Here is a 25441-nt window from a genome sequence, read left to right as displayed (position 1 = left end):
AATGGCCAATCCTTGCACGGTGCGATGGCGCACAATTTAGGCAGCCCGCGTGACAGGGCGGTTATGAAAACGGCCTGAAAAATGAAGCCTTTTTCATCTTCGCGATACCCGCACTTCATGTCGATCCCGACAGCCTCGCCGCAACGCATGAAGATCTTTTCACGTTGCGTATGCCGAACCGCTATCGCCCCCCCTCTATGCTTGTCCTCAACCCGATGCGCAACGCGATGGAGATTGCGCAGGGGATCAACCCAGTCATCGATCATGAGGATAACGAACATGAATTCCGCGAAGATCGCCGCCGCCGCGCTGCTCGCCGCGCTTGCCGTTCCCGCCTTTGCCGCGACCGTTTCGACGCAGGCCGCCCCGTCCACCCAGATGGTGCCGGCCGCCAGCAAGGACGGCGTGCCCGGCGGCGCCGCGAGCACCTGGACCGCGCCGCCGGGCGGCCAGACCTATGCGCAGTCGTACGGCCAGCAGGCGCCCGAAAAGACCCGCGCGCAGGTGTATCAGGAGCTGGTGCAGGCCGAACAGGACGGCCAGCTCAAGTATCTGAACTCGACGCTCTATGCACACTGACGCAGGCCGCCCGGCCGGCCTGCATCGCGCGCCGCGTTCGGCGCACGCACCGGCCGGGCCGCAGGCATCGCATCCACGTCACGTCTTCCGCTCCCGTCTCTGCACGATTCGCTCAACATGAAGCTTCGTCCCCTGCTCGTTCGCACCGCCCGCCTCGCGCTCGTCGCGATGGCCGCCGGCGCCATGCTGTCCGGCTGCGCCGCCGCGCGTCCCAATGGCCCCGGCGATTGCGTCGGCCCGCCCGATTTCTGCGTGCCGTTCTTCGGCTCCTGATCATCGCCGCCCATACAACAAGGGCGCACTGCCGGCTGGCGGTGCGCCCTTGTCGTTTCTGGCGGGACGATGCGTGCGATCTGAAGCGTGTCGTGCGTCAGGCGTCCGGCAGCGTCACCTGATAGCCGTAGCGGCTGACGGTATCGATCTTCACGTCGGGCAGGTGGCGTGAGAGCTTGCGGCGCAGCCGCGACACCACGAGGTTCACGCTCGACGGATCGACATCCTCCTTGTCCTGCCACACGTAGCGGATCAGCTGATCGCGCGGCACCGGCGCATTGGGGCTGCGCATCAGGCATTCGAGCAGCAGGAATTCGCGGCGCGTGACGGCCAGACGCAGCTTGCCGTCCTTCAGCTCGCGCGACAGCGCATCGAACGTGGAGCTGGCGGCCGCGGCGGCCAGCGGGCCGTCGGCTTCGCGCGGCACGCCGAGCCGTTGCAGCGCCTGCAGGCGCTCGTGCAATTCGAGGAACGAATACGGCGCGCCGAAACAGGCGTCGGCGCCGGCGCGCAGCGCGCGGATCCGCTCGCTGGCCGACGCCTGGCCGAGCAGCACCACCAGCGCCGCGCCGCCGCCGTCGGTCGCGAAACGCGGCAGCGCGTCGATCAGCGCGGCATCGCTGCCGGATTCGAACGCGGTGGCCACGATCGCGTCGAACGCTTCCTGCGAGGCCAGGAACAGGCCGTCGCGCAAATCGTCGGCGCGTTGCAGGCTGTGGCCGCTTTCCTGAAGCGCCTTGTGCAGCCAGGCGGCTTCCGGGTGCAGCGAGGTCACGAGCAGGATGCGCACGATCGGCGGCCCTCCGCACCTGAAAAATGCCGTGGCAGCGCACGCTGGCCGATCGACGCTCGCGTCATACGAGCGTCCTCGGCCAGCATTCGATCGTGACGCGCGTGCCCGGATCGGCGCTGCCGATGCGCAGCGTGAAATCGTGCACGTTGATCACCGTCGAGACGATGCTCAGGCCCAGCCCGTAACCGGCCTGATGCCCGGTGCGGGTGCTGCGGTAGCGGTGCTGGAGCACGGCCTCGCGCTCGTCGGGGGCGATGCCGGGGCCGTCGTCCCACACGTCGATCTGCGGGCCTTGCAACCGCTGCCGCACCTCGAGCCGCACGGTGCCGCCCGACGCCGAATACTTCAGCGCGTTGTCGAGCAGGTTAGTCAGCGCCTCGAACAGCAGCGCGCGATCGCCGTGCACCGGCGTCACGCGTTCGGTCAGCACTTCAAAACGAATCTCGCGGCTTTCGGCGAGCGGCTCGAACAGATCGCCGACATCCGCCACCAGCGCTTCGAGATCGACCTCGCCGAAGCCGCCGCGCCGTTGCAGCGAGCCGATCTCGGCGATCCGCAGCATCGCGCGGAAGCGCCCGAGCAGCGCGTCGGTTTCGTTGCGCGCGCGCGAGACGAGGCTGGCGAGCGCCGCGTCGTCGTAGGCGCCGGCGCGCTCGGCGGCATGCGCGAGCAGCGTGTGAACGTGCGCGAGCGGCGTGCGCAGGTCGTGCGCGATGCCGTCGCACACGCCCTTGACCTCGTGCATCAGCCGCTCGACCTCGGCCAGCATGTGATTGACGAGGTGCGAGAGCATGTCGATCTCGTCGCGCCCGCCCACCGGCAGGCGCTGCGCGAGATCGCCGCGCGCGATGTGCTGCGTGACCTGGCGGATCGCGCGGATGCGCCGCATCTGCCGCACGCTGAGCACCAGCCCGCCGAGCAGGCCCGCGCCGAAGCACAGCACGCCGCCCACCACCAGCGCGTTGATGATCGCGGTGCGGATCGCGAGGATATGGGTCAGATCGCGCGCGAGCACGAGCCGGTAGCCGTTGGGCCGCAACTCGGCCATCGCGCGCACCACCGGCGCGATCTGATCGCCGGCGATCTTGAGGCTGTGCGCGAGCGTCTGGCCGTTGCGGTCGGTGGCCAGCCCGGCCGGGAATTCGAGCACGTCGCCGGCCACGTGCCGGCCGTCCGGCGCGAACAGCCCGTAGTAATTGGTATGCATGCGCTCGTGTTCGAGCCGGCGATGGATCGCGCCCGGCAGATCGGCGTCGGCCATCGAATCGAAGTAGATCATCTGCCAATCGATCACGACGTCGGTTTCGCTCTTCATGTCGTGCGTGGTGCGCGAGGCGATCACGCCGAGCAGCAGCATCACCGACACCGAGAACATCACCGCGTAGACGATGACGAGCCGGAACGTACTCGAATACCAGCGCAGCGCGCCCGATCCGCCGGACGCGCGGCTTGCTTGTTCGCTCACGATGGGCTCACGACAGGATGTAACCGGCGCCGCGCACGGTTCGGATCATCGGGGCGGCGTCGGACGGATCGATCTTCTTGCGCAGGCGCCCCATGTGGACGTCGATCAGGTTCGTGCCCGGATCGAAGTGATAGCCCCACACGGCTTCGAACAGCATGGTGCGCGTGATGGTCTGCCCGGCATTGCGCATCATGTATTCGAGCACGCGGTATTCGGTGGGCAGCAGCGAGATTTCCACGCCGTCGCGCATCGCCTTGCGGCCGATCAGGTCGAGCGTGAGGCGGCCGACCGACAGCGTGGTTTCCGATTGCGCGGGCGCGGTGCGGCTGCGGCGCAGCAGCACTTCGAGGCGCGCGGCCATTTCCTCGGGATCGAACGGCTTGGTGAGGTAGTCGTCGCCGCCGGCGCGCAGGCCGCGCACGCGTTCGTCCACGTCGCCGAGCGCGCTGAGCATCAGCACCGGCGTGCGCACGCCGATGCTGCGCATGGTGGTGACGATGGTCAGGCCGTCCACGCCCGGCAGCATGCGGTCGAGCGTGATGACGTCGTAATCCTCGGTGAGCGCGCGCGCCATGCCGTCGCGGCCGTTGGCCACCCATTCCACGGCGAAGCCGCGATCTTTCAATTCGCCGACGATTTCATTCGCAGTGATGTCATCGTCTTCGATAGTCAGGACTCGAAACATTGTCGTCCCGCCGGCCGCAAGGGAACGCGGCGGCGGCGATTCGTGATGAGAAGAGAGGGATGTTGCCATATCCGGCCTGGGCGTTGAGTGGCCGTCGTGCGTCGACAGCTCTCAGCGCAGGCTACACGCGCGCGCGTGGCAAAGGGGTATCGGCTTCATTAAAGATTCTTCATGCGGCGCGCACGCGCCGCCGCCGCGCCATGGCCGGCGCGGTTCGTCCGCTCTTCGTCGACGGGGCGCGGCGCGCCGCGTTTCAGCCCGGATCGGCCGCGAGCGCAGCGTCGCCGGGGCGCCCTTCTGCGACGTTGCGTCGCATATTTCCGGCGGCGCGGCGGCGCGCGTCCTCGATCGCCCGATATTGGCGCTCGACCCTCGCGTGATCGAGCACCACGTCGGCCACCGGGCCGCCGCTGCCCTGCACCTTCGCGTCCGCCACCGCGCTCACGCACAGCGCGACGGCCGCCAATCCGATCGATCCGATGGTGCGTCCGTTCACGCCCGTCTCCTCGTCTGTCCAGTCGTTCAGGCCGGCGATGCTTCGGGATGCTTGCGGTTTCGCCAAGTCATTCGATGTGCGCCGGTTGCCTCGGCCCTTGCTTCCATCACGATCCGAACGATACGCGAGCGCACCTGAACCAACGCTGGCAGACACGTGAAAGTTATTTCAGCGAGATGGCGGGGGCGACGATGAAGGAAGTTTCATGTGCGCTCCACCGTTTCGACAAACGCCCTCCACTAGTCTGCATTCCGTGGTCTCGGCGATGCGACGCCGGACCGGACAACCCCGCCGGCGCGGATGCCGCCGGCGCAACCCGAATCAAGGAGCGAACTCATGAACAGCCAAATCAAGAACCTGAAACGTGCCCTGCTGTGCGCCAGCCTGATGGCCGTCGGCGTCGCCGCGCACGCCGCGCCGCTGACGACGCAGCAATGTCACGACTACCCGTTCGTGAAGACGAGCGCGCCGGTCACGCACAAGCAGATCGTCAACGAGCTGTCGGAACTCGAATCGGTCGGCTACCAGCCCTCGGCCGGCGACGACAACAACTACCCGGACGACATCGACACCGCCCAGCAGAAGCTGATGCAGAAGTTCCAGCGCGACTGCGTCAAGCACACGGGCGCGGCATCGTGAACGCCGCGGCGCGTATCGCGCGAGCCGGCGCAGCGGCGTGCCTGATGGCCGCCGGCGCGGCCGCGCATGCGCTGCCCCTGACGGCCGCGCAATGCGCGCGCTATCCGTTCGCCGCGCCGCGCGCGATGCGCACGCAGGCGTTGACCCGCCACGACGTAACCGGCGAGCTGGCCGAGCTGGAAGCCGTGGGCTTCTCGCCGGCCCAGGTCAACGGCAGCGATTTCCCCGACGACGTGCGCGCCGCGCGCCGCAAGCTGGCGCGCGAATACCGGCGCGACTGCGGCGGGACACAGGCGACGAATTCGTCCGCACGCGCGTCCTCGCAGTTGCGCTGAACGCCTGGCTGGCCGCCGGCTTTCTGTCGCCCGAAATACTTCGCTGTGCGAAGCATCGGCAACGGGCGCGTGCCGGATCGAAGGCCGCGCACCACGCCGCGGCGCGGCGCGCGCACGGCGCGCCCCGCCCTTCCCCTCGCCGCGTTACGCCGGATCCGGCGATTTCGTGCGCAGCGTCACGAACTCCTCGGCCGCGCTCGGATGAATGCCGATGGTCGCATCGAACTGCGCCTTGGTCGCGCCCATGCGCACCGCGATCGCGATGCCCTGGATCGTTTCGGCTGCATCCGGGCCGATCATGTGCGCGCCGAGCACGCGCTGCGAATCGCGCGCCACCACGAGCTTCATGAAGATCTTTTCGTCGCGGCCCGTCAGCGTGTGCTTGAGCGCCCGGAACGAGGTCTTGTAGATGTCGACCTCGCCATGTTCGGCGCGCGCCTCGTGTTCGCTCAGGCCCACCGTCGCCAGCTCGGGATGACTGAACACCGCCGACGGAATCGCGCGGTGATCGGCCTCGACGCGCTGCGCGCCGAACAGGTTCGCGGCCAGCAGCGCGCCGTCGCGCGTGGCCACCGGCGTCAGTTGCGGGCGCGAGGTCACGTCGCCGATCGCGTGGATCGACGGCACGTTGGTGGCCGAATAGGCGTCCACGTGGATCGCGCCGCTCGCCTCGCAGGCCACGCCGGCCTGCTCGAGGCCGAGGCCCTGCGTGTTCGGGTGACGGCCGGTGGCGTACAGCACCGCGTCGTACGGCCCGTGCGGCGTGCCGCCGACGTCGAGCGTCAGCGCGCCGTCGGCGCCACGCACGATCGCATCGACCTGCGCATGGGTGTGGATCGCCACGCCGTGCTTGCTCATTTCCTCGTGCAGCACGCGGCGCAGATCGTCGTCGAAGTGGCGCAGGATTGCCTCGCCGCGATAGAACAGATCGACCTGCGAGCCGAGGCCCTGGAAGATGCCGGCGAATTCCACCGCGATATAGCCGCCGCCCACCACCGCCACGCGTTTCGGCAGTGCCGGCAGATCGAGCGCCTCGCGCGAGGTGATCGCGTGCTCGATGCCGGGGATCTCGGGCAGCGTCGGCCACGAGCCGGTCGCCACGCCGATGTGCTTTGCCGTGATGCGGCGGCCGGCGATCTCCACCGTGTGCGGATCGACGATCGTCGCGCGCCCTTCGTGCATCGTCACGCCCGCGTCGGTCAGCAGCTTGACGTAGATGCCGGACAGCCGGTTGATCTCGCGATCCTTGGCGGCGATCAGCGTGGGCCACGAGAATTCGCCGGGGCCGAACGTCCAGCCGAAGCCGGCCGCATCCTCCACCTCGCCGGGGAAGTGCGACGCGTACACCAGCAGCTTCTTCGGGATGCAGCCGCGCAGCACGCAGGTGCCGCCGATCTGCTCCACCTCGGCGATGCCGACGCGCGCGCCGAGCGAGGCCGAAATCCGCGCGAGCCGCACGCCGCCGGAGCCCGCCCCGATCACGAACAGGTCATAGTCGTAGTCCATCGAAACGCTCCCCAGTTTGTCGAGCAGGCACGATAGCAAGTTTTGGCGGCGCGCGTGCGACGTGCCCGCGAAGCGGAATGGATGCCGACATGAGGCATACATGCACAACGAACGCGGCCGTAAACGACACCGCCCCGGTGCCGGCGCGATGCGTATCGCGTGGAACCGGGGCGGCGCGGCCGAAGCCGCGGCGGAAACCGAACCGGCGCGAGGCCGGCCGGAATCAGAAGATGTTGCGCAGGCCGATCGAGATGCCGGTCTGGTTGTTGCGGCCCGGCAGTTCGACGGTGGCCGCGCCGGTGGCCTTGTTGAAATCCACGGTGCCGTAGATTTCGGTGCGCTTGGACAGCGCGTATTCGGCCACGCCGACGATCGCATAGCGGTTGCCGGTGCCGAGCACGCCGGTCGACACCGTTTCGTTGCGGCCGTGGTCGTAGTAGAACGCGCCCGTCAGCGTGACGGTCGGCGTGGCTTGCCACGCCAGGCCGGCGTACGGGCCGTCGTCGATCCGGCCGGTGCCCTTCAGCGAGGCGATGCCCGGCACCACGGCCTGTTGCGCCAGCGTCGAATCGACGAAGCCGGTGTCGTCCTTCGAGCGCAGGTAGCCCGCGTACAGCTTCAGCGTGCTGAACGCGTAGACGGCGCCCGCGTGGAAGATCGTCTGCTTGTGGCTCGAGTTGTCGCTGTTCTGCTGCATGTCGGCGACCAGGTTCAACGGGCCGAACGCGTAGCCGAGCGAGAAGCCGTACATGTTGCCCGCGCCGATGTGGCCCGGGATCTGGCCCGAGAAGCCGTTCGCGCCGGACGCGGTGGTGTCGGTGCCGAACGAATACATCGCGCCGACCGACAGGCCGCCGAACTTGCCGTTGTACTTGACCGAGTTGTCCGCATAGAGCCCCGCGCCGAGCGCGACCGGCAGCCATGCGTTTTCGAAGTAGTTGCCCACCGTCAGCGGATCGAACGTATCGGCAAGCAGATCGAACAGCAGCGTTTTCTGGCGGCCGAGCGTGACGGTGCCGTACTGGCTCGACAGGCCCACGTAGGCCGCGCGGTTGAACAGGCGCGAGGAACCGGCGCCGCTTTGCAGATCGAAACCGCTTTCGAGGTTGAAGATCGCCTTCAGGCCGCCACCGAGATCCTCGGTGCCCTTCAGCGCGAAGCGGCTGTTGGTGATCGCGCCGTTGGTCATGTAGAGACGGTTGTCGTTCTTCGCGTTCGAGTTCGTCAGGTAACGCAGGCTGACGTCGGCGACGCCCCACAGCGTGACCGAGCTCTGTGCGTGTGCTTGCGTGCCGACGAACGCCAGCATCAGGCCCCCAACCAATCCCGCGATTTTGGTCTGCTTCATGAGCGATCCTTTTCTTTATCGTTGACGGTGTATTTGTGGTCCGGCGCCGCGCTGGCGGGCCGGATGCGCATCGCGCGCTTCTGGCGCGGACGGCGTGGGCCGCATCATAAGGTGGCGTCTGTAAGGAACAAAAAAGATTCGCTGGATGGCGGGCTCGGCTGTCGCCCGCGCGCAACGCTCAGGGCGCGTGCGGATTGCGACGCGCGCGGATGCGCGTCAGGGCGGGGGGAGTGGGGTCTCGCGCTGGGGTTGGGCGCTGGGGTTGGGCGCTGGGGTTGGGCGCTGGGGTTGGGCGCTGGGGTTAGGCGCTGGGGTTGGGCGCTGGAATCGAGCGCGGGAATCGAGCGCTGGCGTTGCGTCCTGGAATCGAGCCCTAGATTCAAGCCCTGGCGTTGCGCCCTGGAATCGAGCCTTCGCGTCAGGCCGTTGCATTCGAACCGTTGAATTCGGGCCATCGATTCGAACCGTTGAATCCGAGCCATCGATTCAAGCCGCCGAATTCAAGCCGCGGAACCGGGCCGTCGATCGCGCTTCAGCCCGGCCCATTCAGCTCGGCGAAACGCAGCCGGTTGCCGAACGGATCCGCCACCGTCAGCTCGCGCCCCCAGGCCTGCACGTCGATGCCGGGCCGCGCGTAGCCATAGCGTTTCGCGCTCAGTTCGGCGTGCAGCGCATCGATGCCCTCCATCGGCACGAACACCGTGGAGCCGGGCGTGGCGTCGCCGTGATGCTCGCTCACGTGCAGTTCGAGATCGCCGCGCTTGAGCGCCATGTAGAGCGGCAACGCCGGCTCGAAGCGGTGTTCCCACAACACCGCGAAGCCGAGGAAATCGACATAGAACTCGCGGGCCTTGGCCTCGGAGAAGCTGCGCAGAACCGGAATCGCGGGATGGATCTTCATCGGGGCCTCGAACGGTGGGAGCGGATGCGGAATGCGCCGGCCAGCCGGCGCGCCGTCACGCATCGTACCGCCGCGCGCCCCTCAGAACCACGCGCTCGCCAGCCCGATCAACGCGCCGCCGCCCAGCAGCCACAACGGATGCACGCGCGTGCGCCAGGCCAGCACCGCGCAGGCGACCGTGATCCCCCATTGCAGCGCGGTGCCGTTCGAGGCCTGCGAGATCAGCAGCGCGCTGGCCGCCACCAGGCCCGCCGTGACGGGCATCATGCCCTGCTGCACGTAGCGCCGCCACGGCCGGTCGCGAAAGCGCTCCCAGGCGTGCAGCACCAGCATCGTCACCACCGACGACGGCCCGAACTTGGCCAGCGACGCCACCAGCAGCCCCGACCAGCCGGCCACGTGCCAGCCCACCAGCGACACGATCATCATGTTCGGCCCCGGCGCGGCCTGCGCCAGCGCGAACAGCGCCGTGAACTCGGTGGCCGGCATCCAGTGATGAACCTCCACCACCTGCCGCTGCATCTCGGGCAGGATCGTGTTGCCGCCGCCGAACGCGAGCAGCGAGAGCTGCGAGAAGATGGCGGCCAGTGCGCCCAGCGTGTCGCTCATCGCGCACCTCCCGCCTGGTTGGCCTTGGCCTGCATGTGGCCGCGCGAGGCGAGCCAGATGCTGATCGGCGTCAGCACCAGCATGGTGGTCAGCAGCGGCAGCCGCACCAGCGCGATCGCCACGAACGCCACCAGCGCCACGCCGGCCGCGGCCGGCACCTGGCGCAGCGGCTTGGCGACCTTGATCGCCATCGCCACCAGCAGCCCCGCCGCCGCCGCGGCCAGCCCGCCGAACAGGTGCTGCACGCGCGGATCGCCCTGCGTCTTCGCGTAGATCACGCCGAGCGCCACCACCACCAACGTCGGCCCGGCGATCAGCCCGAGCAGCCCGGCGAGCGCGCCCGGCACGCCGCGAAAGCGCATGCCGATCGCCACCGACAGGTTGATCACGTTGCCGCCCGGCAGGAACTGGCACAGCCCGAGCAGATCGGTGAATTCATCGGGCGTGAGCCAGCGGCGCTCCTCCACCACGGCGCGCCGCACGAACGGCAGCGCGCCGCCGAACGACACCAGCCCGAGGCCGAGGAATCCGAGAAACAATTCGGCGATGCCGACCGCGCGCGGCGGGGCATCGTGCGAGACGGGGGTAGACATGGGGCGTCCTGATGAGGGGAATCGATGCGGCGAGATTACGCCGGTCGGCGGCGCCGGCAAAACGATTTCTCGGCGCGCGCTTTGTGACCTACACTCACAAGCATGACACGCCAACTGCCCCCGTTCCCGGCGCTTCGGGCCTTCGAAGCCGCTGCCCGCCACGAAAGCTTCAGCGCCGCCGGCGACGAACTCCATGTGACCCACGGTGCGATCAGCCGGCAGGTCGCCGCGCTCGAAACCTGGCTCGGCCGGCCGGTGTTCCACCGCCACGGCAAGCGCGTGCGCCTGACGGACGACGGCCGCCGCTATCTGGCGTCGATCTCCGACGCGTTCGACCGCATCGCGCTCGCCACCGAAAAGATGCGCGACACCTCGCCCGCCCACGTGCTGCGCATCAACGCGCTGCCCACGCTCGCGATGAAGTGGCTGCTGCCGCGCCTCTCGCGCTTCCAGCGCGACATGCCGAACGTGGAGCTGAAGCTGTCCACCTCGAACGCGCCGCTCGACACGCTGGAGGGCCAGTACGACGTGGCGATCCGCACCGGCCCGGGCCGTTGGCCGAACCGCGCGGTCGGGCACTTTCTCGACGAAACGCTGCTGCCGGTCTGCACGCCCGCGCTGCTCGCGCGCATGCCGATCGCGCAGCCCGACGATCTCGCGCGGCACGTGCTGCTGCATTCCGATACGCGGCCGAGCGCGTGGCGCGACTGGTTCGCGGCCGCCGGCACGCCGATGCGCGGGCGCAAGAAGCAGTCGTTCGACCACTTCTATCTGGCGCTGCAGGCCGCGGTGGATGGGCTCGGCGTGGCGCTCGGCCCGCTGCCGCTGATCGACGACGAGCTGGCCGGCGGCCGGCTCGTCACGCCGCTCGACGGCCCGCGCATCGCCACGCGCAGCTACTGGTGGATCGCGGCGCGCGATGCGCCGCCGGTGGTGGCGAAGTTCTGCGCGTGGCTCGACGCGCAGGCTTCACGCCATTGAGGAACCCGAAACGCAGGCGCGCCGGGCGGCCGCTCAGACCACCGGCCCCGGTTCCTTCTCGCGCCGCAGCAGCGCGTACAGGATGATCGCGCCGAACGTGGCGGTGCCGATCCCGCCCAGCGCGAAGCCGCCGAGCTTCAGCGAGAAATCGCCCGCGCCGAGCACCAGCGTGACGGCCGCCACGATCAGGTTGCGGTTGTCGGAGAAATCCACGCGGTTCACGACCCAGATCCGTGCGCCCGTCACCGCGATCAGCCCGAACACGACGATCGACACGCCGCCCAGCACCGGCCCCGGAATCGTGCGGATCAGCGCGCCGAACTTCGGCGAGAAGCCCAGCCCGATCGCGATCAGCGCGGCCACCGCGAACACCAGCGTCGAATAGATGCGCGTGACGGCCATCACGCCGATGTTCTCGGCGTAGGTGGTCACGCCGGTGCCGCCGGCGCTGCCCGACACCACCGTGGCGAGCGCGTCGCCGAGGAACGCGCGGCCCACGTAGCGGTCGAGGTTGTGGCCCGTCATCGCGCTGACGGCCTTCAGGTGGCCGAGGTTTTCGGCCACCAGGATCACCGCCACCGGCACCAGCAGCAGCATCGCGTGCGGCTCGAACACCGGCGCGGTGAAGCTCGGGATGCCGAACCAGCCGGCCTGCGCCACCACCGAGAAATCGATCGGCTTGCCAAGCCCCAGGCCGTTGGCGACGACCGCGTAGATCGCATAGGCGATCAGCAGCCCGATCAGGATCAGCAGGCGCTGCATCATGCCGCGCGCGAACACCGCCACGCCGCCCACGCACAGCACCGTGACGAGCGCCATGACGCTGTCGAACGTGCTGCCGCTCACGCCCTTCACGGCGATCGGCGCGAGGTTCAGGCCGATCACGGCGACGATCGCGCCGGTCACCACCGGCGGCATCAGCGCCTCGATCCAGCGCGTGCCGACCGCCGACACCACCAGCCCGATCGCGCCGTAGGCCACCCCGCACGCGATGATCCCGCCCAGCGCGACGGGGATGTTGGCGTTCATGCCGCTGCCGCCGTAGCCGGTCACGGCGATCACCAGGCCGATGAACGAGAAGCTCGAGCCGAGGTAGCTCGGCACCCGGCCGCCCACCACCGCGAAGAACAGCAGCGTGCCGATGCCCGACATGAAGATGCAGAGGTTCGGATCGAAACCCATCAGCAGCGGCGCGAGCACGGTCGAACCGAACATCGCCACCACGTGCTGCACGCCCATCGCGACCATCTGCGGCCAGGCCAGCCGCTCGTCGGGCGCCACCACGCCATCGGCGCCGCGCGCCGCGACGCGCCAGCGCGGGAAATAGGAATCGGCCATCGCCGGCTCTCCTGTCGGTTGTCGGTTGCGTGTCGCGCTCGCGTGTGCCGGTGCGACATCGGGAATCGGCGGCCAGGCACGGCGCGCCGGATGCGGATCAGGCGCGAGTGTACGAAGCGGAAACGGGCCTGACAAGCCGGGGAGACTGCGAGGGGCAACAGCGGGAAAAGCGGCGGGGGGGTGCAGCGGAAAACGCGGAACGGCGGAGAAGGCGCCGCGGGCGGCCCCGGCATCGCCGCCGGGCCGCCCGCGCGCCGCCGATCAGTTCAGATACTGGAACAGCGACAGATTCGATACCGCCGAGAACGCCTTCTGCGCCGCCGTCAGCGAATTCTGCACCTGCAGCAACTGCGTGATGGCGGTCGACATGTCGGCTTGCGACAGATCCGACAGCGCGTTGGTGGTGATCGTCGCGTTGCTCGCGGTGACGGTCTGCATCGCCTTCACCTCGGATTCGCGGCCGCCCACCGACGCCTGCACGGTGGTGATGTTGGTCAGCGCGTTCTGGATCTTCGCCATGCCGGTGGACACCGCGTTCTGCAACGTGGCGTTGGCCGTGGCGTCGCTGCCGGTGGGCTGCTTGAGCGCGGCGATCACCGCGTCGAGCGTGCCGAACAGATCGGTGCCGGCCTGCGGCGCGGGCGTCAGCGAGAACGTGTCGCCGGCGGCCGGGCTGCCCGAGATCACGAGGCTCTGGCTGCCGACCGTGATCGCGGTGCCGGCCGTATACGCCTGGGCCGCGCCGGTGGTGGCCGGCGAGGTGGAGTTGTCCGTCACCGTATAGGTGGGCGCCGCCGACGTGCCGCCGAACGTGATCGTGAAGTTGTGGGTGTTGGTGGCGTCGCCCGGCTTGCCGGCCGTGACCGTGCCGATCGTGCCCGAACCGGTGTTGCCCGCGCCGCTGGCGGGCACCGCCACGCTGCCGACCGCCTGCACCGACAGGAACACGCTCACGCCGCTGTCGCCCTGCGACACGCTCTGCGTATCGGAGATCTGCACGTTGCGCTGGCCGGTGTCGCCCGAGAACGACACGCCGCCGGCCGACGAGTTGGTGAACGGCTGCGCCGAGCTCTGGAAGCCCGCGAAGATGTAGTTGCCCGCGCCGTCGGTGGTGTTCGCGAGGTTCAGCAGCGTGTCGCGCTGGCCTTGCAGTTGCGCCGCGAGCGCCGCGCGGTCGCTGTCCGACAGCGTGCCGTTGATCGCGTTGCTGAGCTTCGGCACGATCGCGTTCAGCGTGCTGGTCACGCTGGTCAGCGTCGAATCCTCCAGTTGCAGCGCGTTCAGCGCGGTCGACTGGTTGGTCGAGTATTGCGACAGCGTGGCCGACGACGCCGACAACTGCACGGCCTGCGCGGCCGCCAGCGGATTGTCGGCCGCCGTCTGCAACAGGTTCCCGCTCGCCACCTGCTGATACAGGGTGGAGATCTGGGATTCCTGGTTGTTCATCATCTCGATGTTCTGCGTATAGAACTGCGAAGTCGCGATGCGCATGATGATCGATTCCGTCAGTTGAAGATGCCGAGCAGCGTGGTGAACAGGGTCTGGGCGGTCTGGATGACCTTGGCGTTGGCCTGGTACATCTGCTGGTACTGCACCAGGTTCGCCGCTTCCTCGTTCTGGTTCACGCCCGACACGGATTGCTGTTGGGTGGTGATCTGGCTGACCACGCCCGTCTGCGCCGAACTGGCCGCGCTCAGACGCGCCGCGGTGTTGCCGACGTTGTTGACGTAGCTGCTGTAGGCGGTGGTCAGCGTGGTGCTGCCGCCGTCGAACGCCTTCGAGGTGGCCAGCGACGACAGCAACTGCGCGTTGCGGCCGTCGTTCGAGCCGCCGCCGGGGGCGATCGTGAACGTGTCGCCGTTGGACGGCGTGCCCGACAGCGTGACCGACACGTTGTTCATGACGCCCGACGGCGCCGGCTGCGTGGTGCTCGCGATGGTCAGCGTCGCGCCCGCGGTGCCGTCGTACGGCACCTGCGTCGTGCTGTCGGTGATCGCCACCGTGGTGGGCGGCGTGGTGCCGATCGTCACCGTGGTGCCGGCCGGGAAGCCCGTCAGCGATTTCGACGCCGAGTTGTAGGTCAGCGTGGTGGTGGTGGTCGGCACCTGATAACCGGCCGTGACCGTGCCCTGCGTGATCTTGCCGCTGCCGGTATTGGTGGCGGTGGCGCTGGCCGTCACCGGGGCGGCGGCGGCGATCGCCGAGCCGTCGGTGGCGGCCACGGCGAAGCCGTTCAGCGCGCCGCGGGTCGGCTCGATGGTGAACGAATCGCCGGCGTTCATGGTGCCGGTGGCCGACAGCTTCAGGCCGCCGAGCGTGGCCGGCAGCGAGGGCGCCGTGCCCACCACGTCGCCCGAGGTCTTGTTCTTGAGCGTGTAGGTGGTGCCGTCGTACGACAGCGTGTAATCGCTGGTCGGCGGCTGCTGGGCGTTGTCGAAGCTCGCCGTCAGCACGCCGGTGCCGGTGTTGTTCAGGTTCGTGATGGTCGTGGGCGCGGGCACCGTGAACAGGTTGCCGCCGGCCTTGCCGTTCGCGTCGATGCCGAGCGCGTTCTGCGCGTTGGTCTGCGCCGCGAAGCTGACGGCGATCGCGCCGAGCTGCGCTTCGGCCGGATCGAGCGTCTGGCTGCGGAACTGCAGCGCGCCGCCGATCGAGCCGCCCGTCACCGTGCTGTCGGCCAGCACCTGCGGCGTGCCGCCGGTGGTGGTCGAGCTGCTCTGCACGGCCAGCGACAGTTCGCTCGGGTCGGACGCCGACGGCACCGTGGTCATCTGGTAGCTGTTGTTGCCCACCACCAGCGGCTGACCGTTGCCGATCGTCACCGTGTAGCTGCCGTCGCTTTGCGTGGTGACCGTGGTGCCCACCAGTTGCGACAGGCTGGCGACCGCCTGGTCGCGCGAGTCGAGCAGCTGGTTCGGGGCCTGGCCCGACGAGCCCGCCACCGCGATCTGCTGGTTCAGCAGCGCGATCTGCGAAGTCAGCGCATTGACCTGGGTGGCCGAGTTCTGCAGTTGCGAGTTGACCTGGGTGCGCAGCGCGTCGAATTGCGCGCCGGCGGAGCTCAGCTGGTTCGCGAGCGTCTGGCCGGCGCTGTACGCGGTGGCGCGGGTCGCCGCGCTCGCGGCGCTGTTGGCGACGTTCTGCAAACCGGTGAAATAGCTGGAGATGGCCGCGCCGACGCCGCCCGTCGGGCTGCCGACGTAGTTGTTCAGCGTGGCGACCAGCGACGAATACGAGCTCAGCGCGCTGCTGGTGGTGTTCGCGGCGTTCAACTGCGCCGACAGGTACTGGCTGTACTGGCGCTGCACCGTGACCGTCGACACGCCGCTCGGCAGATAGCCGCTCGAGGTGTACTGGCCGTCGGTTTCGGCATACACGGGGCGCTCGACCGAATAGCCGGCGGTCGCCTGGTTGCTGATGTTCTGGCCGGTGACGTTGATACCCCATTGGGCAGCGTTGAGGCCGCTGAGTCCAATGTTCAGGAGATTGTTGGACATGAATGCCGGCCGCGTGCGGCCTCCGGGAAAGGGACACCCGGTATAACGGCCGCGGCCGGCGGAAATTGAGGCCGCGCGCGCGAATTTCGGCGGCGGCCCGCGGGCCGGAAAGCGGCGTGCGTCAGCCCCGGGCGAGCTGGCGGCGCTTGACTTCGAGTTGCGTGATCAGACGTTGCAGCGTGTTCTCGGCGGCGCCCGGCAGCGATGCGAAACGGAAGCCCGCCTGATAGCGGCGCACCCCGTTCGGCACGTCGATGCTGCGCAGCGACACCAGTTGCAGATCGAGCGAGAGCTTGCCGTGCGTGGCCAGGCTCAGTTCGACGTCGAGCAGCGTCACGCCCGGATCGAGCGCGGCCGCGCGTTCGTCGGTGGTGCGCAGGCCGATGCCGCCGAGCGAGATGTTGTCGATCTCGAACACGAACGATTCGCCTTCGGGCAGCTTGCCGCGCGCCATGTACGGATCGAGCACCGGCGCGTCGACGCGGAAATACTCGCGGCGCTGCACGAAATACAGCACGTCCGGAAACGACGCGAGGAACGCCGGGCGGCCCTCGAAATCGATCTGGGTGGGCGTGCCGATCGAGAATTCCACGCGCACGCCGTCGGGCAGCGCCTCGAACGCGCCGCGCTTGGCGGCCAGCAATTGCGCGTTCTGCGCCTCGAGCGCGCCCCAGTCGAACGTGAACGTGCCGCCGCGCACATCGACGGCGAGAATGCGCGTGACGAGCTGCCCGCCCGCATAACGGACCGTGAGGAAATCCCCGCGATTCAGGAGGTTGCGCAACTGCACGCCGATTTCCAGCGGGTTGCGACGTCCGTAATCGGGAAGGGCATCGTCGTCCTCCGACGTGGCGGTCTGTGCTTCGGTGTTCATGGTGTTGGCTTGCCGGATGTCATCTGCCTGGCGCCGGCTTGCCCGGTCGCACGGAGTGCCTGCGGCGTGCACGGCCGCGGCTTGCTCGACGCGGACCACGATCGGCCCGCAACGTCAGCGCAGAGTGTAGATCGAAATCGTCCGTAATTCTTTGGCTAAAAGTAAATTCGACAGGAGATATACCCAAAAACAGGTAGAAAATATTGCCGAATTTCGCTCTGAATAGGTGTTAACCCTCAGCAAATTATTCATTTACGTTGCGTGTCGCGACATAAAGCGCCAGCGCGTTGCGTAAATCACACGATTTGACGCAATATCGAGATCAGCTTTTTGGCGTAATGCGGGTCGGTCGCGTAACCGGCGCGCTGCATGCCGTTCGCGAAGCCTTCCGGGGTGTTCGCCGTGCTCAGCACGCCGGCGTAACGCGGGTTGCTCTTGAGCATCGTGGCGTAGTCGGTCATCGCGTGCTGGTACGAATCGTAGGCGCGGAACTGCGCCACCACGCGGTGCGGCTGGCCGTTCACGTATTCGGTCGTGACGGCCGACACGGTGCGCCCGGTCCAGTTCTTGGTGGCCTTGATGCCGAAGATGTTGTAGCTCGACTGGCCGTCGCGGCCGCGGATCTCGCGCTTGCCCCAGCCCGATTCGAGCGCGGCCTGGCCCACGATGAAGCGCGCCGGAATGCCGGTGGCGGCGCTCGCCGCCTGCGCCGCATCGGCCACCTTGCCGACGAAGCCGTCCTGATCGGGCGAGACGCCGTTGCCCTTGACGGGCGGCGTCAGCGCGCTCTCCGCCGTGTAGCCGTTGCCGCCGAAATGGTTGTTGGCCTTCGCGTTGGCCAGCGCCTGCGCCAGCGCGTTGCTGGCCACGAGGCCGCCTTCGTCGCCGCCCATCGCGTTCATCGCCGCGCTCATGCCGCCCGCCCCGCCCGCACCGTTCTGCGCGCCGTCGAGATGCTCGTTGCGCATCAGTTGCTTCATCAGCGCGTCGGCCACGCCGAGGCCCTTGCTGGCCATCTGCTGCGAAAGCTGCTGGTCGAGCATCGACGTGTAGAGCTTCGAGGTGTTCGAATCGAACACGCCGTCCTGCGGCGTCGCATCGCGCATGCTCTTGAGCATCATCTGCGCGAACATCGCGTCGAACTGCGTGGCGACCTGCTTGAGGCCCGCCTTCGGCGAGGCGGTCGCGTCGCGACGCATCGCGTCGAAGCCTTGCAGGTCGAGCGCGAAGCGCTGGGTCAGGTCGTCTGCGCCGGACGCGCCGGCGGTCGGAAGATTGGCCATCAGATGATCTCCAGGTCGGCCCGCAGCGAGCCGGCGGCCTTCATGGCCTGCAGGATCGACATCAGGTCGGCCGGTGTCGCGCCGAGCGAGTTCAGCGCCTTGACCACGTCGGCGAGATTCGCGCCGGCGGTCACCATGCGCAGCGAGCCGTTATCCTGCTTGAGCTGGATCTGCGACTGCTGCGCCACCACGGTCTGTCCGTTCGAGAACGCGCCCGGCTGGGACACGACCGGTTGCGTATTGACGACCACCGACAGATTGCCGTGCGCCACCGCGCAGCTTTGCAGCGTGACCATCTGGTTCATCACGATCGAGCCGGTGCGCGCGTTGAGGATGACCTTGGCGGCCGCGCGGTCGGGGCTCACGTCGATGTTCTGCAGGCGCGCCATGAACGCCACCTGCTGCGCCGGATCGGCCGGCGCGGTCAGTTGAATCGTGCGGCCGTCGAGCGCCGTGGCGATGCCCGGGCCGAAGTTCGAATTGACCGCCGTGACGATGCGCTCGGCGGTGCCGTAATCCATGTCGTTCAGTTGCAGTTGCAGCATGCCGTTCATCTGCGCCAGCGCGTTCGGCACCGAGCGTTCGACGATCGCGCCGCCGGCGATGCGGCCGGCCGCGAGCTGGTTGACCTGCACGCGGCTGCCGTTGGCGCTCGCGCCCGCGCCGCCCACGGCCATGTTGCCCTGCGCCAGCGCGTACACCTGGCCGTCCGCGCCCTTCAGCGGCGTCAGCAGCAGCGTGCCGCCGCGCAGGCTCTTGGCGTTGCCCAGCGACGAGACGGTCACGTCGATCGCCTCGCCCGGCCGCGCGAACGGCGGCAGCGTGCTGGTCACCATCACGGCCGCGACGTTCTTCAGTTGCAGGTTCGACAGCGAGGCCGAGCCGCCCGTCGAGGTGCCGTTGTTGATCGAGATGCCGAGGTTCGCGAGCATGTTCGCGAGCGTCTGCGTGGTGAACGGCGTCTGGGTGGTCTGGTCGCCCGTGCCGTCGAGGCCCACCACCAGGCCATAGCCGATCAGCGGGTTGTCGCGCACGCCCTGGATCTGCGCGAGATCCTTGAGGCGCTCGGCGTGGGCCGGCTTCGGCAGCAGCAGCATCACGCAGGCGAACACCACCAGCGCCAGCACGGCGGGCAGCGGCACGCGCGGCGAACGCGCGCGCGACAGGAAACGAAGGTTGGAGCGGCGGGGCATCGTCATCACCACGGCGAGACGTTGAGGAAGAAACGCTGCAGCCAGCCCATCGTTTCGGCTTCGTTGATGTAGCCCTTCGCCGAGTATTCGATACGCGCGTCGGCCACCTGGGTCGAGTAGACCGAGTTGGCGCCCGAGATCGAATTCGGATTGACCACGCCCGAGAAGCGCACGTATTCGTTGCCCTGGTTGATCAGCATCTGCTTCTCGCCGCTGACCATCAGGTTGCCGTTCGGCAGCACGTTGGTGACGGTCACCGTGATCGTGCCGCTGAACGTGTTGGCGGCGGTCGCGCCGCCCGTCGAGGTGAACTTGTTGCTGCCGGTGGCCGACAGGTTCGCCTTGTTGAACAGGCCGCCCATGAAGCCGGCGGTCGGCACGTTGAAATCGGTGCTGCCGCCGCGGTTGGCGTTGGCGCCCGACGATTTCGTGGCGTTCACGTTCTCGGCGATCATGATCGTCAGGATGTCGCCCACGTTACGCGGCCGCTGATCCTCGAACAGCGGCCGGCCCGCATAGCCCGGATTGAAGATCGAGCCGGGCGCCTGCATCTGCGGCGGCACGGGCGGCGTGGCCGTCATCGGCTGCTGCGTGAGCGGCGGGCGCGGGATCTGCGCGCAGCCGGCACACAGCGCCGTCGCGGCGAGCGCGGCCAGCGTGACGGAACGGAAAGGACGAACCTGCTTCATGACAACCTGCCGTACTCGTTAGCTCTTCATCTGCGTGACGGTCTGCAGCATCTGGTCGGACGTCGTCACGGCCTTGCTGTTGATCTCGTAGGCGCGCTGGGTCTGGATCATGTTGACCAGTTCCTGCACCACGTTCACGTTCGAGGATTCCACATAGCCCTGGTTCAGCGAACCGGCGCCGTTCAGGCCCGGCGTCGTGACGTTCGGCACGCCCGACGACGAGGTTTCGGCGAACAGGTTCTGACCGAGCGCCTGCAGGCCTTCCGGGTTGATGAAGGTGGCCACCTGCATCGCGCCGATCTGCGTCGAATTGGCGTTGCCCTGCTGCGTCACCGTCACCACGCCGTCCGAGCCGATCGTGATCGAGGTGGCGTTCTGCGGCACGGTGATGCCCGGCAGCACCTGGTAGCCGCTCGACGTGACGAGCTGGCCCTGCGCGTTGGTGTGGAACGAGCCGTCGCGCGTGTAGGCGTTGGTGCCGTCCGGCATCAGGACCTGGAAGAAGCCCTGGCCGTTGATCGCGACGTCGCGCGAGTTGCCCGTCTGCTGCAGGTTGCCCTGCGTGTAGAGGCGCTCGGTGGCGACCTGCTGCACGCCGGTGCCGAGCTGCAGGCCCGACGGCAGCTCGGTTTGCTGCGTCGAGTTCGCGCCGGGCTGACGCACGGTTTGATACAGCAGATCCTCGAACACCGCGCGCGAGCCCTTGAAGCCGTTGGTGCTCACGTTCGCGAGGTTGTTCGAGATCACGTCCATCTGCGCCTGCTGCGCATTCATGCCGGTCGCGGCGATGTAGAGAGAGCGGTTCACTGATTTTCTCCTGGGGGCGCCGGACTCAGCTGAAGCTGAGGATCTGGTTGGCCGACTGTTCGTTCTGATCGGCGCTCTTGATCAGGTTCGTCTGAAGCTGGAAGGCCCGCGCGTTGTCGAGCATCGACACCATCGCGCTGACCGGGTTGACGTTGCTGCCTTCAAGCGATTCCGCGGCCACCTGCACGCTCGGATCGGGATCGGCCGGATTGCCGTCGCTGGTACGGAACAGGCCGTCGTCGCCGCGCGTCAGGGTGTTCGGATCCGGGTTGACCAGCTTGAGCTGATCGACCATCGCCACGGCCTGCGGCGGATCGCCGGCGGCCAGCACCGATACCGTGCCGTCGTTGCCGATCGTCACCTTGGCGTTCGGCGGCACGGCGATCGGGCCGCCCTGGCCGAGCACCGGCAGGTTCGAGGCGTTGACCAGCTGGCCGTTCTCGTCCACGTGCAGGTTGCCGGCGCGCGTGTAGGCTTCGCTGCCGTCCTTGGCCAGCACCGACAGCCAGCCCGGGCCTTGCACCGCCACGTCCAGCGGGTTGCCGGTGCGCGTGATCGGGCCGGCCGCGTAGTCGGCGCCCGGCGTCGAGCTGAGCACGAAGGTGCGGGTGGTGACCGGGTTGCTGGCGTCGCCGAAATTCATCGGCACCGCCCGGTAGGTCGCGAGTTGCGCGCGAAAACCCGTCGTCGACGTGTTCGCGAGGTTGTTCGCGATCACGGACTGCTGGTCGAGGGCCTGGCCCGCGCCCGTCATCGCCGTATATATCAGTCGGTCCATGGTCGTCCGTCAGGGAAGTCGCGCGCCGCGCGTTACAGGTTGATCAGCGTCTGATCGACGGTCTGCTGGGTCTTGATCGTCTGCGCGTTCGCCTGGTAATCGCGTTGCGCCGTGATCAGGTTCACCAGCTCGCCGGTCAGATCGGTGGTCGACGCTTCCGTCGTGCCGCCCTTCAACTGGCCGTGGTTGGTGGTGCCCGGCACGCCGATCTGCGGCACGCCCGACGCGGTCGTCTGGATGTACTGATTGCCGCCGACGCTGGTCAGCCCGTTCGGGTTGTTGAAGTTGACCACCACCACCTGGCCCAGCGTCATCGTCTTGCCGTTCGAGTAGATGCCGCTGACGGTGCCGTCCGTGCCGACCGAGTACGAGGTCAGCGAGCCGGTCGGGTAGCCGTCGGCCACCAGGTTCGTCGAGGCGCTCTTGCTGGTCGAGAACTGCGTCGAGGTCGACAGGTCCAGCGAGATGACTTGCGGCGTCACCGCGCCCGTGCTGTTCGGCACGCTCAGCGAGAACTTGCCGAGCGAGGTCGTGGCCGCGCCGCCGGCGGTCGAGCTGACCAGCTTGCCCGACGAGTCGAACGTCATCGAACCGACGTCGGTCGGCGTGGTGTTGTCGGCGCCCGCGTACACCTCCCAGGTGCCCGCGGTGGTCGACTTCACGAAGTACAGGTTGACGTTCTGCTGGTTGCCGAGCGAGTCGTACGTCTGCACCGGCTGGCGCAGCGTGTAGGTGGTCGAATCGGTGTAGTTGAACGGCGTGCTGGTTTGCGTCGTGTCGGTCTGGCTCAGGTTGAACTGGCCCGTGATCGCGGTCGATGCCTTCGGCGCGATGTTGCCCTGCGGCGCCGACAGCGCCTTCAGCGAGGCGGTGTTGATGGTGCCGTCGGCGTTCACGCCGTAGCCCATCAGGTTCGCGCCGGCCGAATTGATGATGTTGCCGCTCGCGTCGGCGTGGAATTCGCCGTCGCGCGTGTAGGTGGTCGTGCCGTTGCTCGACACCTGGAAGAAGCCGTTGCCCGAGATCGCCATGTCGAGCGGGTTCTGCGTGCTCGTCAGCGAGCCCTGCTGGAACACCTGCGCGACGGCCGCGAGCTGCGTGCCGATGCCGATGCCGTTCGCGACGGCGGTCGACACCGAGTTCGCGTACAGATCCGAGAACTGTGCCGTGGCGGCCTTGAAGCCGACCGTGTTCGCATTGGCGATGTTGTTGCCGATCACGTCGAGATCGTTCGACGCGCCTTGCAAACCGCTCAAACCCTGTTGATAACCCATGTTGGTCTCCGTCGGCCGGTGGCCGGATCAATCGATTAGGAAGAGGTGGTGTTCGAGCCGCTCGACGAGCCGGAGCTGCCGGAGCTGGAACCGCTCGAGGCCGAGGACGACGACGACGGGAAGATCGCGCCGATGTCGGACAGGCCGACCGTCGAGCCGTTCGACAGGGCCAGGCCTGCCGTGCCGTCGGCCTGGCGAACCACGCCCTGCACCTGGGCCACCGTCAGCGTGGTGGCGTTGGCGGTCGCGCCGGTCGAATCCGTGTACGTCGCGCTGATCGTGTACGTACCGTCGGCCAGCGGCACGCCGTTCGAATCGGTCGGCGTCCAGGTCAGCGGCACCGTGCCGGCCGCCTGCGCGCCTTCGTTGACGGTGTTGACCACCTTGCCGGTCGAATCCTTGACCGTGATGGTCAGGTTCGAGGCGGCGCTCGTGAGCTGCACGCCGAACGCCGTGGTGGCGCCGCTCGACACGTTCAGCGTGCTGCCCGGGGCGAGCACGTTCGAGCCGACCAGCAGGGCGGCCTGGGTCGACTGGCCGGCGGTGATCTGCGACGACAGCGAGGTCAGCGACGAGTTGAGCTGGGCGATGCCGCTCACCGTGTTGATCTGCGCGAGTTGCGAAGTCATCTGCGAGCTGTCGACCGGGCTGGTCGGATCCTGGTTCTGCAGCTGGGTGACCAGCAGCGTCAGGAACGTCTGTTGCAGATCCGCCGCCGACGTGCCCGTCGAGCTGGCGTTCATGGTGTCGGTCGGCGTGTTCGTGACGGTGGTGCCGCTGCCGCTGATGGTGGTACTCATATCCGGGTTGCCTTTCGCGAATGCGCTCGCGGATCGCTATGTCAGTTACGGGATTACGCGGAAAGCGTCGGCCTTCAGGTGCCGATCGTTAAAGTCTTCAGCATCAATTGCTTGGCGGTGTTCAGCGTCTCGACGTTGGCCTGATACGAGCGCGAGGCCGAGATCATGTTCACCATTTCCTGCACCGGGTCGACGTTCGGCAGCGTCACGTAGCCGTTCGCGTCGGCCGTCGGGTTGGTCGGGTCGTAGCTGGTCTTCATCGGCGTCGGATCGTCGATCACCTGCTTGACCTGCACGCCGCCCACGCCCTGCCCCGAGCCGGTGCGCGCGCCGCCGATCGGCTGGGTCTCGAACACGACCTGCTTGGCGCGGTACGGCTTGCCGTCCGGGCCGGTCACGCTGTCCGCGTTCGCCAGGTTCGACGCGGTCACGTTCAGGCGCTGGGATTCGGCGGACATCGCCGAACCGGCGACGTCGAAGATATTCATCAGCGAAGGCATGGTGTTTCCTCGTGTGCGGCGTGGATGACGGGCGGCGGGCGGCTTAGCTGCCCGACTGGATCGCGGCGAGCATCGCCTTGATCTGGCCGGTGATCACCGTCATGCCGGTCTGGTAATGAATCGTGTTGTCGGCGAACTGCACGCGCTCCGCGTCGAGATCGACCGTGTTGCCGTCCAGCGACGGCTGGCGCGGGATCCGGTACGACGCGCGGCCGTAGTCGTCGCTCGGGCCGCCGGTGGCGCTCAGCGTGGTCTTGCCGCTCATGTGGCCGGCCTCGGTGGACACCAGCGTCATGCCGCTCGTCACGCCGGCGGGCTGCGTCATCGGCAGTTGCGACGCGTTGTCCGCGCCGGCCTGGCCGCTCTGGTGCGACAGCGCGCGGCCCAGCGCCGCGCCGAAATTGACGTCGCGGGCCTGGTAGCCCGGCGTGTCGGCGTTGGCGATGTTCGACGACAGCAGTTCCTGCCGGTACGCGCGCACGTCGAGCGCCTGGCGGTTGAACGCGAATTCGGAATCGAGTTTGTCCAGCATCGGGCATTCCTCCATCGGAAGCGGAGCGGCGTCCCGTCGCCGCGCGCGGGACGCGGCAGGCACAGAGACGCTTTTCGATGACAGGCATCGTAGGCGGGAGACGCAAGCGGCAATCGGCGGAATAACCGGCAAAGCCCCCCTCTATTCATCGTTTGTCCGACGAACCGCCTCCCTAGAATGCGTTCCGTACCAATGGTTTTCAGGAGGCGGCGATGGCGACAGCAGCAGGCCGTGTGCGCGGATTCGGCGCACGCGCCGCACGCCGCATGGCGGCCGCGCTCGGCTTGGCCGTGCTGTTGCCGGCCGCCGCGCTGGCCCAGACGGCTAGCAGCGACGGGATGATCGTGATCCCGGGCCGCGGCGAATCGGCCGAAACGGCGCTGTCGAACGCCACCGCCCACGGCATCGCGAACCCGGCGCCGCGCGGCCCGTCGAGCCTGAACGCCTACAGTTCGGCCGACTTGCGCAACGCTTACGGCGGCGGCAGCGCCGCTTCAGGCGGCACGCCGTCGCACGACATCGTCCTGAGCGGCGATCCGAACGCCGCGACCGGCGTGGTGACGGGCGGCAACGCCGCGATGCGCGCGGCCGCCACGGCGCCGATGGCCGAACCGCCGTTGTACCCCCAGTCCCCCGATAACCGCGCCGCCGCGCCGCAAGGGCAACCGGCCCG

Annotated in this window: 27 protein-coding genes and 1 pseudogene; 6 read left to right on the top strand and 22 right to left on the bottom strand. The window is 68.1% G+C overall.

The features are described 5' to 3' along the window. Positions 1-279 precede the first annotated feature (279 nt). Together G3N92_RS01035 and G3N92_RS01030 are read left to right on the top strand one after the other, a co-directional pair. Positions 280-579, top strand: coding sequence for a DUF4148 domain-containing protein (locus G3N92_RS01035; RefSeq protein ID WP_206125584.1), 300 nt, complete (start codon positions 280-282; stop codon positions 577-579). Between the two features lie 117 nt (positions 580-696). Next, positions 697-852, top strand: coding sequence for a hypothetical protein (locus tag G3N92_RS01030; protein ID WP_206125583.1), 156 nt, complete (start codon positions 697-699; stop codon positions 850-852). Between the two features lie 97 nt (positions 853-949). Here the strand turns inward: G3N92_RS01030 and G3N92_RS01025 are convergent, their stop codons facing one another. From G3N92_RS01025 to G3N92_RS01010, 4 genes are all read right to left on the bottom strand, one after another. After that, complete coding sequence (locus G3N92_RS01025; RefSeq protein WP_206125582.1) at positions 950-1642, bottom strand: response regulator transcription factor; 693 nt, start codon at positions 1640-1642, stop codon at positions 950-952. Positions 1643-1706: 64 nt separating this feature from the next. Then, complete coding sequence (locus tag G3N92_RS01020; protein WP_241014488.1) at positions 1707-3020, bottom strand: HAMP domain-containing sensor histidine kinase; 1314 nt, start codon at positions 3018-3020, stop codon at positions 1707-1709. A gap of 97 nt (positions 3021-3117) precedes the next feature. Further along, positions 3118-3795 carry a response regulator transcription factor gene (locus G3N92_RS01015; protein ID WP_206125580.1) on the bottom strand — a complete coding sequence of 226 codons (678 nt, stop codon included), beginning with the start codon at positions 3793-3795 and terminating at the stop codon, positions 3118-3120. Between the two features lie 253 nt (positions 3796-4048). Further along, a complete protein-coding gene (locus G3N92_RS01010; RefSeq protein ID WP_206125579.1) occupies positions 4049-4291 on the bottom strand; it encodes a hypothetical protein in 243 nt (80 codons plus the stop codon). A 336-nt stretch (positions 4292-4627) separates the two neighbouring features. Here G3N92_RS01010 and G3N92_RS01005 point away from each other — a divergent pair, with 336 nt between their 5' ends. Together G3N92_RS01005 and G3N92_RS01000 are read left to right on the top strand one after the other, a co-directional pair. Continuing rightward, positions 4628-4930, top strand: coding sequence for a DUF4148 domain-containing protein (locus G3N92_RS01005; RefSeq protein ID WP_206125578.1), 303 nt, complete (start codon positions 4628-4630; stop codon positions 4928-4930). Positions 4931-4974: 44 nt separating this feature from the next. Beyond that, positions 4975-5265, top strand: a complete 291-nt coding sequence (locus G3N92_RS01000) for a hypothetical protein (protein WP_241014484.1) — start codon at positions 4975-4977, stop codon at positions 5263-5265. Positions 5266-5409: 144 nt separating this feature from the next. Here the strand turns inward: G3N92_RS01000 and gor are convergent, their stop codons facing one another. From gor to G3N92_RS00975, 5 genes are all read right to left on the bottom strand, one after another. Then, a complete protein-coding gene (gor, locus tag G3N92_RS00995) occupies positions 5410-6771 on the bottom strand; it encodes a glutathione-disulfide reductase (protein ID WP_206125576.1) in 1362 nt (453 codons plus the stop codon). Positions 6772-6994: 223 nt separating this feature from the next. After that, positions 6995-8119, bottom strand: a complete 1125-nt coding sequence (locus G3N92_RS00990; protein ID WP_206125575.1) for a porin — start codon at positions 8117-8119, stop codon at positions 6995-6997. A 532-nt stretch (positions 8120-8651) separates the two neighbouring features. Next, positions 8652-9020: a glyoxalase superfamily protein gene (locus tag G3N92_RS00985; protein ID WP_206125574.1), complete on the bottom strand. Its 369-nt coding sequence runs from the start codon at positions 9018-9020 to the stop codon at positions 8652-8654. 81 nt (positions 9021-9101) lie between these two features. After that, positions 9102-9629 carry a chromate transporter gene (locus tag G3N92_RS00980; protein WP_206125573.1) on the bottom strand — a complete coding sequence of 176 codons (528 nt, stop codon included), beginning with the start codon at positions 9627-9629 and terminating at the stop codon, positions 9102-9104. Beyond that, positions 9626-10222, bottom strand: coding sequence for a chromate transporter (locus G3N92_RS00975; RefSeq protein ID WP_206125572.1), 597 nt, complete (start codon positions 10220-10222; stop codon positions 9626-9628). The genes G3N92_RS00980 and G3N92_RS00975 overlap by 4 nt, the downstream gene beginning before the upstream one ends. Positions 10223-10324: 102 nt before the next feature. Between G3N92_RS00975 and G3N92_RS00970 the strand changes: the two genes are divergently transcribed. Next, complete coding sequence (locus G3N92_RS00970) at positions 10325-11203, top strand: transcriptional regulator GcvA (RefSeq protein WP_206125571.1); 879 nt, start codon at positions 10325-10327, stop codon at positions 11201-11203. Between the two features lie 33 nt (positions 11204-11236). On the opposite strand, the gene G3N92_RS00965 is transcribed toward G3N92_RS00970, so the two are convergent. The 13 genes from G3N92_RS00965 to flgB all read right to left on the bottom strand — a co-directional run bounded on the left by G3N92_RS00965 (position 11237) and on the right by flgB (position 24768). Next, complete coding sequence (locus G3N92_RS00965; RefSeq protein ID WP_206125570.1) at positions 11237-12541, bottom strand: solute carrier family 23 protein; 1305 nt, start codon at positions 12539-12541, stop codon at positions 11237-11239. 261 nt (positions 12542-12802) lie between these two features. Then, the gene (gene flgL, locus G3N92_RS00960; RefSeq protein WP_206125569.1) at positions 12803-14032 is read right to left on the bottom strand and encodes a flagellar hook-associated protein FlgL; all 1230 of its coding nucleotides are present in this window, start codon (positions 14030-14032) and stop codon (positions 12803-12805) included. Between the two features lie 14 nt (positions 14033-14046). After that, the gene (gene flgK / locus G3N92_RS00955; RefSeq protein WP_206125568.1) at positions 14047-16038 is read right to left on the bottom strand and encodes a flagellar hook-associated protein FlgK; all 1992 of its coding nucleotides are present in this window, start codon (positions 16036-16038) and stop codon (positions 14047-14049) included. 121 nt (positions 16039-16159) lie between these two features. Next, on the bottom strand, positions 16160-16912 hold the full coding sequence (locus G3N92_RS00950; RefSeq protein ID WP_206125567.1) for a flagellar brake protein: 753 nt from the start codon (positions 16910-16912) through the stop codon (positions 16160-16162). Positions 16913-17208: 296 nt separating this feature from the next. Beyond that, positions 17209-18195 (bottom strand): flagellar assembly peptidoglycan hydrolase FlgJ, encoded by a 987-nt coding sequence (gene flgJ / locus G3N92_RS00945; RefSeq protein ID WP_206125566.1) that lies wholly within the window; start codon positions 18193-18195, stop codon positions 17209-17211. Next, entirely contained in the window at positions 18195-19388 is a 1194-nt protein-coding gene (locus G3N92_RS00940) for a flagellar basal body P-ring protein FlgI (protein WP_277396128.1), read from the bottom strand. The genes flgJ and G3N92_RS00940 overlap by 1 nt, the downstream gene beginning before the upstream one ends. 5 nt (positions 19389-19393) lie before the next feature. Next, the gene (gene flgH / locus G3N92_RS00935) at positions 19394-20077 is read right to left on the bottom strand and encodes a flagellar basal body L-ring protein FlgH (protein ID WP_206125565.1); all 684 of its coding nucleotides are present in this window, start codon (positions 20075-20077) and stop codon (positions 19394-19396) included. A gap of 18 nt (positions 20078-20095) precedes the next feature. Further along, the gene (flgG, locus tag G3N92_RS00930) at positions 20096-20884 is read right to left on the bottom strand and encodes a flagellar basal-body rod protein FlgG (RefSeq protein WP_206125564.1); all 789 of its coding nucleotides are present in this window, start codon (positions 20882-20884) and stop codon (positions 20096-20098) included. Between the two features lie 25 nt (positions 20885-20909). Further along, a complete protein-coding gene (gene flgF, locus G3N92_RS00925; RefSeq protein WP_206125563.1) occupies positions 20910-21662 on the bottom strand; it encodes a flagellar basal-body rod protein FlgF in 753 nt (250 codons plus the stop codon). A gap of 32 nt (positions 21663-21694) precedes the next feature. Continuing rightward, complete coding sequence (gene flgE, locus G3N92_RS00920; RefSeq protein WP_206125562.1) at positions 21695-22936, bottom strand: flagellar hook protein FlgE; 1242 nt, start codon at positions 22934-22936, stop codon at positions 21695-21697. A gap of 35 nt (positions 22937-22971) precedes the next feature. Next, positions 22972-23736, bottom strand: a complete 765-nt coding sequence (locus G3N92_RS00915) for a flagellar hook assembly protein FlgD (protein ID WP_206125561.1) — start codon at positions 23734-23736, stop codon at positions 22972-22974. 74 nt (positions 23737-23810) lie between these two features. Next, entirely contained in the window at positions 23811-24236 is a 426-nt protein-coding gene (flgC, locus tag G3N92_RS00910) for a flagellar basal body rod protein FlgC (RefSeq protein WP_206125560.1), read from the bottom strand. 43 nt (positions 24237-24279) lie between these two features. Continuing rightward, the gene (flgB, locus tag G3N92_RS00905) at positions 24280-24768 is read right to left on the bottom strand and encodes a flagellar basal body rod protein FlgB (RefSeq protein WP_206125559.1); all 489 of its coding nucleotides are present in this window, start codon (positions 24766-24768) and stop codon (positions 24280-24282) included. Positions 24769-24980: 212 nt separating this feature from the next. Between flgB and G3N92_RS00900 the strand changes: the two are divergent. After that, positions 24981-25441, top strand: a pseudogene (locus G3N92_RS00900) (flagellar basal body P-ring formation protein FlgA); the annotation flags it as partial.

This window comes from Burkholderia sp. Ac-20379 (assembly GCF_017104645.1).
In the GTDB taxonomy this organism is placed as follows: Bacteria; Pseudomonadota; Gammaproteobacteria; order Burkholderiales; family Burkholderiaceae; genus Burkholderia.
Note: the sequence above shows the minus strand (reverse complement) of the source record. Positions and strands in the feature narration are given on the sequence as shown.

Coding starts and splice junctions, on each gene's coding strand:
- G3N92_RS01035 (WP_206125584.1), top strand. CDS start 280: ATGAATTCCGCGAAGATCGCCGCCGCCGCGCTGCTCGCCGCGCTTGCC.
- G3N92_RS01030 (WP_206125583.1), top strand. CDS start 697: ATGAAGCTTCGTCCCCTGCTCGTTCGCACCGCCCGCCTCGCGCTCGTC.
- G3N92_RS01020 (WP_241014488.1), bottom strand. CDS start 3,020: ATGTTCTCGGTGTCGGTGATGCTGCTGCTCGGCGTGATCGCCTCGCGC.
- G3N92_RS01015 (WP_206125580.1), bottom strand. CDS start 3,795: ATGTTTCGAGTCCTGACTATCGAAGACGATGACATCACTGCGAATGAA.
- G3N92_RS01005 (WP_206125578.1), top strand. CDS start 4,628: ATGAACAGCCAAATCAAGAACCTGAAACGTGCCCTGCTGTGCGCCAGC.
- G3N92_RS01000 (WP_241014484.1), top strand. CDS start 4,975: ATGGCCGCCGGCGCGGCCGCGCATGCGCTGCCCCTGACGGCCGCGCAA.
- gor (WP_206125576.1), bottom strand. CDS start 6,771: ATGGACTACGACTATGACCTGTTCGTGATCGGGGCGGGCTCCGGCGGC.
- G3N92_RS00990 (WP_206125575.1), bottom strand. CDS start 8,119: ATGAAGCAGACCAAAATCGCGGGATTGGTTGGGGGCCTGATGCTGGCG.
- G3N92_RS00985 (WP_206125574.1), bottom strand. CDS start 9,020: ATGAAGATCCATCCCGCGATTCCGGTTCTGCGCAGCTTCTCCGAGGCC.
- G3N92_RS00980 (WP_206125573.1), bottom strand. CDS start 9,629: ATGAGCGACACGCTGGGCGCACTGGCCGCCATCTTCTCGCAGCTCTCG.
- G3N92_RS00975 (WP_206125572.1), bottom strand. CDS start 10,222: ATGTCTACCCCCGTCTCGCACGATGCCCCGCCGCGCGCGGTCGGCATC.
- G3N92_RS00970 (WP_206125571.1), top strand. CDS start 10,325: ATGACACGCCAACTGCCCCCGTTCCCGGCGCTTCGGGCCTTCGAAGCC.
- G3N92_RS00965 (WP_206125570.1), bottom strand. CDS start 12,541: ATGGCCGATTCCTATTTCCCGCGCTGGCGCGTCGCGGCGCGCGGCGCC.
- flgL (WP_206125569.1), bottom strand. CDS start 14,032: ATGCGCATCGCGACTTCGCAGTTCTATACGCAGAACATCGAGATGATG.
- flgK (WP_206125568.1), bottom strand. CDS start 16,038: ATGTCCAACAATCTCCTGAACATTGGACTCAGCGGCCTCAACGCTGCC.
- G3N92_RS00950 (WP_206125567.1), bottom strand. CDS start 16,912: ATGAACACCGAAGCACAGACCGCCACGTCGGAGGACGACGATGCCCTT.
- flgJ (WP_206125566.1), bottom strand. CDS start 18,195: ATGGCCAATCTTCCGACCGCCGGCGCGTCCGGCGCAGACGACCTGACC.
- G3N92_RS00940 (WP_277396128.1), bottom strand. CDS start 19,388: ATGCCCCGCCGCTCCAACCTTCGTTTCCTGTCGCGCGCGCGTTCGCCG.
- flgH (WP_206125565.1), bottom strand. CDS start 20,077: ATGAAGCAGGTTCGTCCTTTCCGTTCCGTCACGCTGGCCGCGCTCGCC.
- flgF (WP_206125563.1), bottom strand. CDS start 21,662: ATGGACCGACTGATATATACGGCGATGACGGGCGCGGGCCAGGCCCTC.
- flgE (WP_206125562.1), bottom strand. CDS start 22,936: ATGGGTTATCAACAGGGTTTGAGCGGTTTGCAAGGCGCGTCGAACGAT.
- G3N92_RS00915 (WP_206125561.1), bottom strand. CDS start 23,736: ATGAGTACCACCATCAGCGGCAGCGGCACCACCGTCACGAACACGCCG.
- flgC (WP_206125560.1), bottom strand. CDS start 24,236: ATGCCTTCGCTGATGAATATCTTCGACGTCGCCGGTTCGGCGATGTCC.
- flgB (WP_206125559.1), bottom strand. CDS start 24,768: ATGCTGGACAAACTCGATTCCGAATTCGCGTTCAACCGCCAGGCGCTC.